The organism is Methyloceanibacter methanicus, assembly GCF_001723285.1.
Taxonomy (GTDB): Bacteria; Pseudomonadota; Alphaproteobacteria; order Rhizobiales; family Methyloligellaceae; genus Methyloceanibacter; species Methyloceanibacter methanicus.
This window is the reverse complement of record NZ_LPWG01000011.1, coordinates 166,380-178,406: the sequence shown is the minus strand read 5'-3', so window position 1 is coordinate 178,406 and position 12,027 is coordinate 166,380. Positions and strand designations below refer to the sequence as shown.

At 62.7% G+C, this 12,027-nt stretch carries 11 protein-coding genes; 3 read left to right on the top strand and 8 right to left on the bottom strand.

Features of this window, described 5'->3' with window-relative positions; genetic code table 11:
- Positions 1-70: 70 nt before the first annotated feature.
- On the top strand, positions 71-337 hold the full coding sequence (locus tag AUC68_RS16780; RefSeq protein WP_069437212.1) for a hypothetical protein: 267 nt from the start codon (positions 71-73) through the stop codon (positions 335-337).
- A gap of 80 nt (positions 338-417) precedes the next feature.
- On the top strand, positions 418-735 hold the full coding sequence (locus AUC68_RS16775; protein WP_158008278.1) for a potassium channel family protein: 318 nt from the start codon (positions 418-420) through the stop codon (positions 733-735).
- Positions 736-803: 68 nt separating this feature from the next.
- Here the strand turns inward: AUC68_RS16775 and AUC68_RS08320 are convergent, their stop codons facing one another.
- The 5 genes from AUC68_RS08320 to AUC68_RS08300 form a co-directional block, all read right to left on the bottom strand.
- Positions 804-2,561 (bottom strand): SulP family inorganic anion transporter, encoded by a 1,758-nt coding sequence (locus tag AUC68_RS08320; protein WP_069437210.1) that lies wholly within the window; start codon positions 2,559-2,561, stop codon positions 804-806.
- Positions 2,562-2,679: 118 nt separating this feature from the next.
- The gene (locus tag AUC68_RS08315; protein ID WP_069437209.1) at positions 2,680-4,359 is read right to left on the bottom strand and encodes a bifunctional protein tyrosine phosphatase family protein/NAD(P)/FAD-dependent oxidoreductase; all 1,680 of its coding nucleotides are present in this window, start codon (positions 4,357-4,359) and stop codon (positions 2,680-2,682) included.
- Between the two features lie 14 nt (positions 4,360-4,373).
- Entirely contained in the window at positions 4,374-5,258 is an 885-nt protein-coding gene (locus AUC68_RS08310; protein ID WP_069437208.1) for an MBL fold metallo-hydrolase, read from the bottom strand.
- A gap of 107 nt (positions 5,259-5,365) precedes the next feature.
- Positions 5,366-5,575 carry a YgaP family membrane protein gene (locus tag AUC68_RS08305; RefSeq protein WP_069437207.1) on the bottom strand — a complete coding sequence of 70 codons (210 nt, stop codon included), beginning with the start codon at positions 5,573-5,575 and terminating at the stop codon, positions 5,366-5,368.
- A gap of 99 nt (positions 5,576-5,674) precedes the next feature.
- Positions 5,675-6,340 carry a Crp/Fnr family transcriptional regulator gene (locus tag AUC68_RS08300; RefSeq protein ID WP_069437206.1) on the bottom strand — a complete coding sequence of 222 codons (666 nt, stop codon included), beginning with the start codon at positions 6,338-6,340 and terminating at the stop codon, positions 5,675-5,677.
- A gap of 339 nt (positions 6,341-6,679) precedes the next feature.
- Between AUC68_RS08300 and AUC68_RS08295 the strand changes: the two genes are divergently transcribed.
- Positions 6,680-7,174, top strand: coding sequence for a hypothetical protein (locus AUC68_RS08295; RefSeq protein ID WP_069437205.1), 495 nt, complete (start codon positions 6,680-6,682; stop codon positions 7,172-7,174).
- Positions 7,175-7,338: 164 nt separating this feature from the next.
- On the opposite strand, the gene AUC68_RS08290 is transcribed toward AUC68_RS08295, so the two are convergent.
- From AUC68_RS08290 to AUC68_RS08275, 3 genes are all read right to left on the bottom strand, one after another.
- On the bottom strand, positions 7,339-8,370 hold the full coding sequence (locus AUC68_RS08290) for a tetratricopeptide repeat protein (RefSeq protein WP_069437204.1): 1,032 nt from the start codon (positions 8,368-8,370) through the stop codon (positions 7,339-7,341).
- A 681-nt stretch (positions 8,371-9,051) separates the two neighbouring features.
- A complete protein-coding gene (locus AUC68_RS08280) occupies positions 9,052-11,016 on the bottom strand; it encodes a hypothetical protein (RefSeq protein ID WP_069437202.1) in 1,965 nt (654 codons plus the stop codon).
- An 18-nt stretch (positions 11,017-11,034) separates the two neighbouring features.
- Positions 11,035-11,823 (bottom strand): MotA/TolQ/ExbB proton channel family protein, encoded by a 789-nt coding sequence (locus AUC68_RS08275; protein WP_069437201.1) that lies wholly within the window; start codon positions 11,821-11,823, stop codon positions 11,035-11,037.
- Positions 11,824-12,027 lie beyond the last annotated feature (204 nt).

Sequence of the window (12,027 nt, the reverse complement as noted above, 5' to 3'; positions counted from 1 at the left end):
ACGGCCAAGGCTACCGTCGAAAGTACGTTATACTTCGCAGAGCACATCCACATAGAGAGAGAACGTTCCGATGAATGCGACCACGGCACCGAACTTCGGAGTTCTGCTAATCATCCTTTGCCTGTTGATCGTCGTCGCGCCGATGGCCACCACCTCCGTGGCCGTCATTGCGTTGGAATTGCTCTTCGATGCCGTTTTCATCGCCGGCGCGTACTGGTTGGCATCGGGAGGTCAAACGCGGCGGGTTTATCTGGGCCTAACGGTCTCGGTCTTCGTCGCCCGTTGGGTCGAGCTCTACATCGGGGGCGTCTGGCTGCAAGTGCGTCCGCGGCGGTAACATTGTCCTGGTTCGCGCTCAGCATCGTCCTCATACTCCGAGACCTATCGCGGCGGCGCGATGCCGATTCGAATACGATCATGGGCGCCGTTGTCGCCTATTTGTTTCTGGCGGTCGCGTTTGCGTATCTCTATGGCATCATCGAACATATTCAGCCTGGCTCGTTCGCCGGACTCCCGACCGGTGCCGGTCGCGAGCGTCTCGACGAGGCGCTGATCTATTTCAGTCTCGTGACGCTGACGACGGTGGGATATGGGGACATCGTAGCGGTATCGGGGCCCGCCCGGCCATTGGCGGGTTTGGAGGCGGCCTGCGGCACGCTTTACGTCGCCGTGATGATCGCAAGGCTGGTGGCGCTGCAGGTCGCAAGCCGGCTGTGGCAGGACGACAAACTCTGAACCCGCGCGAGAAAGTCTACCCAGCGTTTGCCGGCAGGCATGCCCGCTTTAGACAGTCAACGGAAGGGTCAGCACATTTCATCGGCCATGACGGGCTCATGCGGTTCGGACGGCCGGTCCGCGAGGGCCGTCCAGGCGGCGTATTGCGATAGAAACACGCGGCCATTCAGATGCTGCAGAAGATGTGCCGTCTTGAGCCGGTCCATCACCGGGCCTTTGACCTCCGAGAGATGGAAGCCGACTCCCATATCGCGCAGGCGGTCGTTAAGTGCCTCGAGGCTCTCCAGGGCCGAGTAGTCGACCGCGTTCACCGCCGAGAACATCAGGACGACGTTTCGGATGCCGCAACCCTCGGTCACGCGCACCAGAATCAGGTTTTCGAGAAAACGGGCGTTGGCGAAGTAGAGACTCTCGTCGACGCGAAGCATCAGGACGCTCGGATCCGTCTCGACCTTGTAGCGGTTGATGTTGCGGAAATGCTGCGTGCCGGGCACCAGGCCGATCTCTGCCACGTGCGGCCGCGACGTCTTGTAGAGGTGCATCAGCACCGAAATCGCGACGCCGGTCGCGACGCCGATCTCGACGCCGAGCAGCAGCGTCAGCAGGATGGTTGCGGCGACGGCGGAGAAGTCGGACTTCGAATAGTTCCAGGTCTTCTTGAGGATCGACAGGTCGACCAGACTCAGCACGGCGACGATGATGGTCGCGGCGAGAGTCGCCTTCGGAAGAAAATAGATGAGCGGCGTCAGCGCCACGGCGGCGATTGCCAAGCCGACGGCGGTGTAGGCTCCCGCCGCCGGGGTCTCGGCGCCGGCGTCGAAGTTCACGACCGAGCGCGAGAAGCCGCCGGTCACCGGATAGCCGCCCGTGAAGGCCGCGCCGATATTCGCGGCGCCAAGGCCGATCAATTCCTGATCGGGGTCGATGCGCTGGCGCTTCTTTGCGGCGAATGTCTGCGCTACCGAGACGGACTCCACGAAGCCGATGATCGAGATGAGGACCGCGGGCACGGCGAGCGCGGCGATCAGGTCGGGCTCCAGTCCGGGCATGGTGAGCGGTGGCAGGCTCTGCGGCACCTCGCCGACGATCGACAGGCCGCGTTCGTTCAGGCTGAAATACCAAGCCACCAGCGTCGTCGCCACGACGGCCGCGATGGGGCCGGCCTTGGTGATCAAGTCGGAAACCTTCGGACCGAGGCCCATGTTTCGCAAGGACGGTTTGAGACCTTTGCGGGCCCAGAACAGAAACGCGATCGCCGCGGTTCCGATGGCGAGCGTGATCGGATTGGTCTCGCCGAGATGGGCCGCGAGCGAGCCGAGCATCTCCGGCAGCGTATGGCCGCCCGCATCGACGCCGAGGACGTGCTTCAGCTGACTGCAGGCGATCAGGATCCCGGATGCGGTGATGAACCCGGCAATTACAGGATGGCTGAGAAAGTTCGCGAGAAACCCGAGCCGCAGGATCCCGAGCGTGAGCAGGAAGCCGCCTGACAGCAGCGCGAGGGTCAGCGCCGCGACCACATATCCGGCCGTGCCTTGTTCGGCCACTTGCCCGACGGCCGACGCCGTCAGCAGCGACACCACGGCAACAGGGCCCACGGCCAGCGCGCGCGACGTCCCGAAGATCGCATAAAGGATGATCGGCACGATGGACGCGTAGATGCCGGCTTCGGGGGGCAGGCCCGCAAGCAGCGCGTACGCAAGCGACTGCGGGATCAGCATGATCGTCACGATCACCGCGGCGACCAGGTCGTTGGAGAACGCGGCACCGTCATAGGTGCGGCCCCAATCGAGCACAGGAACGAACTTGCGCAGCCGATCGATCATTTTCGCCTCAAGATTACAGTATTGCAGGCCGGTCGAGTCCTTGCCTAGCCGCGAAAGAGCTCCGGCAGACAAGGCTCCGGAAAACGCGGGACAGGGTTCGCAGGCTCGCTTGAAGGGATCACCTGGACGCCACCTGGAGGCGCTCGGGCTTGGCCATCCACTCCTTGCCCTTGAGCATGGCCCACCAATAGATCGGCGGCAGCATCTTCTCTTTCAGAATCCAGGCGGCCCGGGAGGGTTTGGTGCCGTCGATGAGGAATTTCGGGAAGCTCGGCTTGAGCGCGCCGCCATAGCCGAACTCGGCGAGTACGATCTTGCCGCGCTCCACCGTCAGCGGGCACGAGCCGTAGCCGTCATACTGCGCCACCGCGGAGCCGCCGGCGATATCGGCCACGATGTTCTCCGCCACCGTCGGCGCTTGCTTGCGCGCGGCCGCCGCCGTCTTCGCGTTGGGCGCGTTCATGACGTCGCCCAGACTCCAGATATTGTCGTAGGTCTTGTGCCGCAGCGTGGTCTGATCGACGTCGACCCAACCGGCCTCGTCCGCCAGCGGCGACACCCGGATGAAGTCCGGCGCTTTCTGCGGCGGACACACATGGATCATGTCGAAATCCATGGTCACGATCGTCGGTTCGGTATCCGGCTTCGACACCTTGAACGTCGCGGTCTTGGCCGAGCCATCGATGGCGACCAGATTGTGGAAGAAGTTCAACGTGGCGCCGTACTTCTCCACGTATTTCATCAGCGCGGGCACATAGTCCTTGACGCCGAACAGGACGCCACCTGCGTTGTTGAACTGGATATCGATGTCCTTCAGAACGCCGCGGCGATACCAGGCATCGCCTGAGAGATACATCGCCTTTTGCGGCGCGCCGGCGCATTTGATCGGCATCGGCGGCTGCGTGAAGATCGCGCGGCCGTGCTTCATCCGTTGCACCAGCTCCCAGGTATAGGGCGCAAGGTCGTAGCGGTAGTTCGACGTAACGCCATTGCGGCCGAGCGTTTCCTCCAGCCCGTCCACGGCGCCCCAGTCGAGCTTGAGTCCAGGGCAGACGACGAGGCGGTCGTATTTGACCACGCGGCAGCCGTCGAGAATGACGGCATCGTTCTCCGGCTCGAAGGCGGCCACGGCAGCCTTGATCCATTTCACGCCGCTCGGAATGAGCGACCCCATGGTCTTGGCCGTATCCTGCGCCTTGAAGACGCCGCCGCCGACCATGGTCCAGCCGGGCTGGTAGTAATGGATTTCGGCCGGATCGACGATCGCGATGTCGAGATCGGGACTGCGGACCTGCAGGCTGGAGGCGACGGCGATGCCGCCGGCCCCGCCGCCGACAATGACGATGTCGTATTTGGCATCGCCCGTGTCGGTCGGGGTCTTGCCGCCATTGGCGATGCGCCGGGCGACGCCGTTCATGTCGTAGCCGGCCGCCTTGGCCGCCGCCAGGATGTCCGGCATCGGCAGCGCCTTGGACTGGCTCAGGGACCACAGCGTCACTGAGCGCGTGCCGGTGCGGCAATAGGCAAAGACGGGTCCCGGAAGCTCGCGCAGCGCGGCGCCGAACGCCACGGCATCGTCGTCCTGCACGAGCCCGGACTTCACCGGCAGATAGCGGGCCGCAAGGCCAACCGCATCGGCCGCCTCATGGATCTCCTCGAAGGTCGGCTGATCCGCACCCTCGCCGTCGGGCCGGTTGCAGACGATCGAGCGGAAGCCTTGCGCCTTGAGTTCGGCGACGTCGGCCGGCGAAATCTGGCCGCTGACCGACAGCGCGTCCGAAATCCGTTTCAGGTCCATCACCACGTCTCCGCTTAGAGCCCGTTGACCGGGACTTTCAGCATCGGCCGTCCGTCCTTGTCCTTCGGCACCTCGCCACCGCGCATGTTCACCTGCAGCGAGGGGATGATCAGCCGCGGCATGTCGAGCGTCGCATCGCGCTCGGTGCGGAACCTGATGAAGTCTTCCCTGGTCTTGCCGCTGCCGACATGGATGTTGTTCTTCTTCTCTTCGGCCACCGTGGTCTCCCAGGCATATTCACGTCCGCCCGGGGCATAGTCGTGGCACATGAAGAGGCGCATCCCGTCCGGCAGGCTCAGCACCTTCATGATCGAGTCGTACAACGTGCCCGCATCGCCCCCGGGGAAGTCGGCCCGGGCCGAACCGCCATCGGGCATGAACAGAGTGTCGCCGACAAAGGCGGCATCGCCCATCACATGCACCATGCAGGCCGGCGTATGACCGGGCGTGTACATGGCGAATGCCTTCAGGTTGCCGATCATGTAGGTGTCGCCATCCTCGAACAGGGCATCGAACTGGCTGCCGTCGCGCTGGAACTCGGTGCCTTCGTTGAAGAACTTGCCGAACGTCTCCTGCACGACCAGGATCTTCGAGCCGATGCCGAGCTTGCCGCCAAGCTCCTGCTGGATGTAGGGCGCCGCGGACAAATGGTCGGCATGGGCATGGGTCTCGATGATCCATTCGAGCTTGAGGCCCCGCTCCTTGATGCGGGCGATGATCTCGTCGGCGCTGTCATGGCTGATGCGGCCGGCCGCGTAGTCGAGGTCCATCACGCTGTCAACGACGGCACAGGCATCGGAGGTCGGGTCCTTCACGATGTAGCTGATCGTGTTGGTCGGCTCGTCGAAGAAGGATTCCACTTCCGGGTGGACGGTCATGTCGATCGGGTAGTCGGTCATGAGTGTAGTCCTTTCCAAAATGGGTGGCGTTGATCTGCTTTGGCTGAGGCGACCCCCGCGCGCGCCGCGCCGTCGGGGGTTGCGCCGTCAGCACGCCGTGCAGGTCTTCACGCACATGTCTTGAGGCCAAAGATGCTGTAGACGGGGCAGACGCGAACGGCCGCCACGACCAGCATCACGACCCCGAGAATGGCCGCGCCATATTTCCAGAGGGGAGTGTCCGCGAGCGGCAGACCGCTGAAAAAAGCGAACCACAACAATGCAACGCCGAGCGCTGCGCGGATAATCCGGTCGATCGTGCCAACATTTGCAGTCATGGCGGGCCTCTTTGGGGTCAAGTTCCCCACGAGGCTATCGGGTCCTGCAGGCAATGTCGGTGACGTAGTCACACACGCATCGGCCGGCGTATGGCGGGCTCAAGCAGAGGCCGCCAGCCGTTCGAGGGCCGGGGTGTCGCTCAAGGACACATGGCCCCGCGAGAGGCGGATCCAGCCGCGCTTTTGGAACTCGCTGAGCTGGCGCGAGATCACCTCGCGCGCGGTGCCGAGCTCGGTGGCAAGCTGCTGGTGCGTCACTTCGAGCTCGCCCGAGCCTCCCGCAAGGCCGACAAGCCGGTCCGCGAGCCGCACGTCGATCTTGCCGAAGGCGACCTCGTCGATGACACGAAACAGGTCCGTGATCCGCCGCGCATAAGCGGCAAAGACGAAATCGCGGAACTGGGGAGAGGACGCCGCAAGCTCGTCGAACACCACTCGCGGGATCGCCACGGCAGTCACGTCCGTCTCCGCCACCCCCTCGGCCGCGTAGGCTTCGTGGGCGAGGAGACAGGCCGTCGTGAGGACGCAGCTTTGACCGGCCTCGACGCGGTAAAGCACGATCTCCCGCCCGCTTTCGGAGGTCTGGGAGACCTTCACCGTTCCTTCGACCAGGAGCAGCAAATTGTCGGGGACAAGGCCGGGTCCAAAGACCTTGGTTCCGGTCGGGACCGTCACGACCTGACTGCGCTTGACGAGCGTTTCCTTGATCGCGTCCGGGAGACGGTTCAGCCCTTCGAAGCGCTTGATCCACGCAGCGTCATTCATCGAGAATGCCTTCTTCCAAATCGTCTGCCCGCTTGGGCGAGCGCTCCGGGCGAACCGGCTCGATCCTCCGTAAGGCGGATTAGCCACGTGCGATACCTGCCACCGGCAAGGAACGACCGCAAGAGGCGGGTTCGTGAACTTTCGGCGTCGGTCCTCGGCAAGACGCTTGCGAGCCGGCAAAGGCTTCGACCCCCCGCGCTTGGCAGGGAGCCTCGTGCTGGCGGGCCGATACGGCTCCGGCAGAGAGACGCCTAGCGCAGGTTGCTTTCGGGCGGAAAATTCGACGTAATTGAGCCGCAGAAGTGTCCGGTAAGGACAGACCTCTTATGGGAAGCGGCCATGGCGAACAAAGACGACTTCACACCAGAAGAATGGACCAAGGTGCTCGAGAGCATCGTCGCTGCCGGCCTTGCCGTTTCAGCCGTCGATCGAAGCGGCTGGTGGGGCACTCTCAAAGAAGCCGCTGCAAGCACCCCGGCGCTCGCTGAAGCCAAACGCGATCCCAATTCGAGCGAACTCATCACGGCGGCCGTTGCCGCATTTGAAAAATCCAGCGATGGAAGCATTCTTGCCATGCGCGAACGCTTTGCCCGGGCCGACCCCACGGAATGCGTTCAGCGCTCGTTGGAGAGCCTGCGGGAGGTTTCCGTCCTGCTCGATGCGAAGGCCCCCGACGAGGCAGTGGCCTTCAAGGCCTGGCTACGGGAGATCAGCCAGAAGGTGGCGGAAGCGGCCGTGGAGGGATCCTTTCTTGGCTTTGGTGGCGTCCGAGTCAGCGACGCCGAGAAGGCGACGCTTCGCGACATCTCCAAGGCGCTCGGCATGACATCCTAGCCGCACGAAGGCGGCACCTTATTGGCCGCAAAACGGCGGTGCCTTCGCGGGCAGGTTTGAGCCAAAGTCCTGTATCGCGAGGGAAAGGATTGGCTCCACGGACGATGACCGACATCGAGACGATCGACCGATGCGGTTCCGCGGTCGGATCTATCGCCTGCGGACTAAGGCTTCACGCCCATCTGTTTCAAAATGCTGATCGCGTCCGGATAGCCGGGGCTGAGCGTCAGGGCGTGGCGCAAGTCTGAAATCGCCTTGTTGCGATTGCTGCGGCCGCGCCGCGTCGCGTAAACGAGACCGCGCATGGTCCATGCGCGCGCGCTGTTGGAGTCATGGCGGATCGCATCGTTGCAGTCGGCTATCGCCACATCGCGCTGTTTCAAACCATTGTAGGCCAGGCAGCGATTGGAGTACGCGGTGGAGTAGGTCGGGTTCAACTTGATCGCCTTCGTATTGGACTCGACCGCTTTTTGGTAGTTCCCGAGTTCAGCCGAGATCCAGCCTATTTCGGCATGAGCCTGTGCATATTCGGGATAGATCACCGCGGCCGCTTCGAAATCGAGCAGAGGGACCAGCAATGCGACTTCATACCGGCAATCGGCGTTCTCCCCGGCCTTGTCCGACGACAGGTCCTTGCAAAGCTTTCCGTCCTTCATGATTTCGGGGTCGGCTTGGAGTTTCCTCTCCTTGCTCATGCCGCGCATGAAATACGCATAGGCCTTGTCCTGTGGAGACACGGACTCGTCCTTTGACAGAAGGTCGATGGCCGTGTCGTTGTCTGCGATTGCCTCGTCGAATTTCGACTTCCGCACATAGAGTTCCGCGCGTTCGAGATAGTGACTCGCGGCTTTGCTCTGATGCTTGTCGATGGCGGCATCGAGTTCGGCCAAGGCCCCGTCGATATCGCCCCGGTCGCGCAGGATCAGAGACCGGTTGTAGTGAACAAACTCTCTGTGATCGGGCAAGGCGAGCGCGCGGGCGTAGTCCGAAAGCGCGAGGTCGAGGTCCTTCTTGTAGTGATAGGACATCCCGCGCATGTTGTAGTCTTCCCAGGTTGCGCCGCCTTGGCGAATGATGTCCGTGAAATCGGCAATGGCGCTGTCGTAATCCTTGTTCGTGAAGTGCTTGACCGCCCGAGCGCGCAAATCGCCGAAGGCGTCCTCCTTGTCGGGCTCGGCGTCGTCGGGCCGGTCCACTTTCGCGTCGTCCGGGCCCGTCCTCTTGAGGTTCGTCCGAGGACTTGTCTTCTAGTGGCTCGTCCGAGGAGTCGCCCTCTTGAGGCACGTCCGCGGACTTGTCCTCTTGAGGCGCGTCGTTGGCCTCTTCCTGGGCCTCGTCCGATGGAGTGTCCTCGTCGGTCTGTATCTTGGTGTCGGTTTGCGCACCGCTTTCGGTTGCACCCTCATCGCTCTCTGTCTCAGCTTCGTCGGCGGTAGCCTCCTGTGTCTCCTCGTCCGCGGGTGGGGCCTGCTCGTCCAAGGAGGCCCCATCCTCTTCCGAATCTTCTTCCGTCTGCGGTGCGTCCGTACCCGGCGTGTCATTTTGGGCGATAACGTCAGGGTTGCTGCTCGGTGCGAAGGCATAGACGGCCGCGATGACCATCAGCACGAGTACCGCCCCGGTTGCGAGCCAAAGGCGCGGAACGCTACGCAAGAAGTGCGGCTTCGGCGCGCCGGCTTTGGCTTTGCTCAAGAGCGGCTTGGCCTTGCTCAACAGGCTCTGTTTGGGCGCGCCGTCTTTCTTCCCGCCGCCGTCTTGCCGGACCTCGACGGCGCCTCTGCCGCTGTCCTCGACGCCCGGCACGGCGCCGCAGACGGGACAGGCGTCGTTTTCATCGGCGTCGTAGACATGACCTTCGATGCAGCGAATGAGTTTGGTCATGGTTGCTGTCCGTGCTTGCGCAGGTCCTGCAAGAATTTTTCCGCCCGATCCCGCGCGGCTCCCGGAGGCATCTTAGCAATTTCGGCCTCCGTTTCCTTGATTTGCAGGCCGGCACGGCGTCGCGCGTCGGTGATGCGATCTTCAAGGCTCGTTCGTTGGGGGCTGCCCGGGGCCGTGCGGTCGTACATGCGTTGCATGGCACCAAGCAGACGAAGGTCGCGCGGCGTCATGTGACTGGTGGTCAGATCTTCGTCCGCCGGTTTCTGGCCATTTTCGGTCCCGCCCTTCGTCTTCCCGTCCGTTCCGTCGATGAGCGCCCCAACCTCAGACTCTAAGGCGCGTAAATCCTTCAAGAACGCTTCCGTACGCTCCCGTTTTCTTCCGGCCGGCAGGGTCTTGAGTTGGTCCTCTGATTCCTTGATCTGCAAATTGACCCGCTGCCGCACCTCGAGCAGGAGTCCCGCCATGCCCTCGCGCGCGGGGCTTCGTTCCGGGTAGCGCCGGAAGTTCCGGACCAGACCGCGCGCGTGATCCAGCTGTGCCGGGCCGACATGGGTTGTGGTCGGTGCCGTTTTTCGGTCTTCTTCTTCGCGCTTGCGCCGTTCTTCCTCTTCCTTGCGGCGCTTCTCCTCCGCCTCGCGGGCCTTGCGCTCCTTCTCCTCGCGTTCCTTCTTGATCTCGGGAATGTTGTCCTGGGTCGCGAGGGCGAGCTTCACCAATCTGGCCAGCCATTCCTCCTCTTCCTTTTTCGGCGGCCGAAAGTGGATGCCTTTGTCGTCGCTGGTGAAGGCAAGCGGGATGCCGGCAATCTCTTTCGCGCCGAACGTCCACAGGACCGACGCATTGGATGCCCAGTCATCCACGAAGGCCGCCCTTGCGGCTGCGGCGACACTCGCGCTGCAGCTGCTCCCCGACCCGCGAAGAAAGACCCAAGGCTTGTCATTGACCTCATAGGTCCTGGCGGGATCGCGTTTGACGAGAATAATGAGGTAGTCCCCGTTGCCGATGGCCTGATCCGTGACCATGCCCGCGTTGGGAAGTGACGTCCGCACCGCGACCGCGCCGTTCAACTGCGAGATCGGGTCCTGCTTCGGCACAGCTCCGCCATCCATGCCAAAATTGGCTTGCAGCAAATAGTCGGCGCCCATTTCGGTCTTGTCCGGTTCGAATTTGTAACCCTCCTCTTGTCCGACCCTGAGAATGGACCCTTTGATTTTGACGTCGTTGCAGCTGCGCACATCGTAGGACGCCATGACGCCTTGGTACTGCTCGCGGGGCTGGTTCTTCTTGAGACGCCGCAGTTCCTCTTCCAGCAAGGCGATCCGAGCGAGCAGCGCGGCGATTTCCGCCTGGAGAGTCTTGTTCTCCGCGACGAGCGCCGCGTTTTCCTGCTTCAGCACCTCGTTCTCTTTCTTGAGCTTCTCGTTCTCGGCCTTGAGCGGCTCGACCAGTGCGAGCAGCTTCTCGTTCTCTTCTGTGAGGCGTGCGACCTCCGCTTTGAGGGGTTCGACTACCGCCCGGAGTTCTTCGACCTCCGCGGTCAGCTTCTCATTCTCCTCGCGGAGGCGTTCGTTCTCCTCCCTCAAAGGCGCAAGCTCCGCCTCCAGCTCGGCGACTCTCGCCTCCAAGCGCCTGATCTCGCTGAAGGCCTTGTTGATCAGCCCTCTGAGTTTTGCCAGAACCTCCGCGCGCAGTGTCGTCGTGGCTGTGATCTTTTCGAGCTCGGCGCGCAGATCCTCGACGGTCTTGCTTGGGTCACCCAGTTGCGTGGAGACTTCGTCGAGCTTTGCGTCGAGCAGCTTCAATTGACGCAAGAGCTCCGCGGCATCGTCTTCGGTCGAGTCCGGTGTGTAGTAGGGCAGAAGTAGCAGCATCAACACGAGGAAGGCGCCCATCGCCTTCGTCACGACCGCCATCAGCGAGATATCGAAGGTCTCGATCGTGCGATGAGGACGGCGCATGAGTGAGCCCTACCTCGCTCACTCGTGCGTATAGACGCGATTGACGAGGTTCTTCAGGCAGTAGTCCGCTGCGCGGTTTAGCGTGAGCTCTTCCCGACGCTGCACCACATTCTGCAGGAAAACGAGGACCGCGCTGAGCACGAGGGCTATGATCGTCGTGTAGAACGCGACGGCCAAGCCGGCGGTGACCTTGTCGAAGGCGATGGCGCGCGAGTCCTTCATGCCCTCCAGCGAAATCGAGATGCCGACGACCGTGCCGATAAATCCCGTTGTCGGGATGAACCAGACGAGAAAGCGAGAGGTCTGGTAAGACAGGTCGACGCGGTGGGTCATCAGATCGAGCGTGCTCGTGAAGATCGCCACGGTCTGATCGAGAGACTTGCTCGTCATGAGCTGCAGAACCGAAAGATCCAGCAGTCTCGGCAGGAACGCGTACTCGTCCGCCTTCAGTCCGGCGACGCGGCGCCGGATCGGGCCCAGCTCGTCGATCTGCAGGATGGTGTTGTCGTCCTCCGGCAGCAGCTTCATGCGCAGATAGACGCTCTCGCGCGACGTGGCGCGCCAGCGCGCCCAAAGGTCACCGAGCCCGACCGCCGTCATCACATACATCAGGTTCTGGATGGTGAAGGGATAAACGGGCCAGAAGAACGACTTGTCCGAATAGTCGAACAAGAACACGGCCATCTCGGAATTCAGGCCGAGCAGCGGGGCGCCGATCGCAATGAACAGGCACGCGAGCGCGACGGCGACCGCAATCGCCGGCAGCGACCCTCTGAAAAGACGTCGGTCGGACGAACCCTCAGCCATTTGCTGGCTATGTCCCCAAGCACCCGTGGCCCCGCGCAACCTCAGTTTGCCGCAGAGATCATGGACGGGCAAGCCTCCCCTCCGGTTCGGAACACTGCCAACGTGCCGCGCATGATAGCGTTGAGGGTGGCAACAGGGTAGCGAACGCAAGAGGCCGATGCAGGATACCAAAGAGTCCGCGAAACCTGGCCGACATGCGCTCTC